Here is a 1,517-nt window from a genome sequence, read left to right as displayed (position 1 = left end):
GTTCTTGTGCAGGTGAACGACGTTGTCACCCATGATGGAAACGTCTCCTGACTGCCCCAGCGGGGGCGGAAGTTGAAGAGGGAGGCTGTGGGGGTGGCCGGGACCGTGGCAGGGCAACGGCCACCCCTCCAAGCGATGTGACGTCGACCTATTCGGCCGTGACGGTGCTGGTCACGCCGGGGGTTACCACCAGCGCGACGGCTTCTTCGGGACGAGGTAGGGGTGGCCGTTGTCCATGTGGTCGACGCACTCCGGGCAGTCCTCGCGCGGCTTCAAGTGGCGGTGTGCGCGGGGGTCGTGGGCGTGCTGCCAGCACTGCGGGCACTCACCCGGCGGCGTCTCCAACGGGTTGGCCATGCTCACCACCACCCGGACTTCTTCTTCGCGGCCTTGGTGCGGGCCTGCTCGGTGATCAGCCGCTGCCGCTCGCCGTACAGCGCGTTCAGCTCGGCGGTCAGCCGGGTCTCGGCGGCGGAGGCGGTGGTGTCGACCTGCTCTTCGGCACCGCCGAGGTCGCGGCCGCGGGCGGCGCGGTAGGAGCCGCCAGCCAGCGCACGGGTCATCGCCCGCCGCTCACGACCGTTGAGCGGCCACCACTCGCCCCGGCGGACCGCTTCCAGTTTCTGTGTGGCCTTCCGGATCTCCCGATCCAGACGCCGCATCTCCGAACTACTCACCTCGTGTGCTCCCATCAGACCCGTGCGGGTCGGGGTAGGCGCAGGGCACGCAAGCGCCCAGCGACGGGGGAATGACGTATCCGGCATCACGCCGACAGACCGGGCAGACGCGGCGGGCGGCGTTGGCCTTGGCCAGCGCCGCCCACCTGGCCGGAGTCATCGGCCGAACCGGCTTCGCCGCGTCGACGCGGTAGAGGTAGGCGACCAACGGGCCCCGGCGACGGCGCGGCCGCTCAAGCTGAGCGGCCACGTCCTGACCGCCGGGCCGCAGCCCTTGCGCGCGGAGTTGGCGACGGGTGGCGTAGCCATCCGGGGCCAGCCGCCAGGGGTAGGTCGGGATACCGAAGCAGGCGCCGTCGGATCCGCTCATCCGACGGACGCGCTTTCACGTTCGGCGCGGAGGGTGTCCCGCAGGGTGCGGGCGTTCTCCGCTGAGGTGCGGACCTCAAGCCGGATGGCGTTGGCGGTCAGCTTCTCGTCCGGCCAGTCGGCCGTCGCGGTCCGGGCCTGTGCGAGTAGTTCGTCCCGGCTGCGCTTGGGGCGGTTCGGGGTGCGCGCCGAGGGTGGGATGCGGCCGATCACCCGCCGCGCGTCGGCTTGCTCCGCCGCCACGACCAACGCCCTGGAGGGCGCCCCCGGCTCAGAGTCGGCCTCGACCTGCGGGGCCGGGTCGTCGGTCGAGTCGGGCGTCGTCGACGGTGCCTCAGACACGACAGTCGGTCCGGGCGAGTCGGCGTGGCCGGTACCGGGGTCGGCGGTGTGTGCGGGGGGTGAGTCGGGGTGTTCGCCCTGATCAGAGGGCGACTGATTTGTCAGTGACTCGGTTGATTCCTCCGCATC

Annotated in this window: 4 protein-coding genes; all 4 read right to left on the bottom strand. The window is 71.3% G+C overall.

The features are described 5' to 3' along the window. Positions 1-183 precede the first annotated feature (183 nt). From GL263_RS26345 to GL263_RS26330, 4 genes are read right to left on the bottom strand one after another with little or no spacing between them, the layout of a single operon-like run. The gene (locus GL263_RS26345; protein WP_182858245.1) at positions 184-357 is read right to left on the bottom strand and encodes a pRL2-8; all 174 of its coding nucleotides are present in this window, start codon (positions 355-357) and stop codon (positions 184-186) included. A gap of 2 nt (positions 358-359) precedes the next feature. Next, positions 360-677 (bottom strand): hypothetical protein, encoded by a 318-nt coding sequence (locus tag GL263_RS26340; RefSeq protein ID WP_182858244.1) that lies wholly within the window; start codon positions 675-677, stop codon positions 360-362. After that, entirely contained in the window at positions 670-1,047 is a 378-nt protein-coding gene (locus GL263_RS26335; RefSeq protein WP_182858243.1) for an RRQRL motif-containing zinc-binding protein, read from the bottom strand. Before GL263_RS26335 ends, GL263_RS26340 begins: the two co-directional genes overlap by 8 nt. Beyond that, complete coding sequence (locus GL263_RS26330) at positions 1,044-1,388, bottom strand: hypothetical protein (RefSeq protein ID WP_182858242.1); 345 nt, start codon at positions 1,386-1,388, stop codon at positions 1,044-1,046. The genes GL263_RS26335 and GL263_RS26330 overlap by 4 nt, the downstream gene beginning before the upstream one ends. Positions 1,389-1,517 lie beyond the last annotated feature (129 nt).

The organism is Streptomyces durbertensis (assembly GCF_014156695.1).
Classification (GTDB): Bacteria; Actinomycetota; Actinomycetes; order Streptomycetales; family Streptomycetaceae; genus Streptomyces; species Streptomyces durbertensis.
Note: the sequence above shows the minus strand (reverse complement) of the source record. Positions and strands in the feature narration are given on the sequence as shown.

What these genes read in the sequence shown, in the direction of transcription:
- GL263_RS26345 (WP_182858245.1), bottom strand. Translation starts at nt 357, where the DNA reads ATGGCCAACCCGTTGGAGACGCCGCCGGGTGAGTGCCCGCAGTGCTGG.
- GL263_RS26335 (WP_182858243.1), bottom strand. Translation starts at nt 1,047, where the DNA reads ATGAGCGGATCCGACGGCGCCTGCTTCGGTATCCCGACCTACCCCTGG.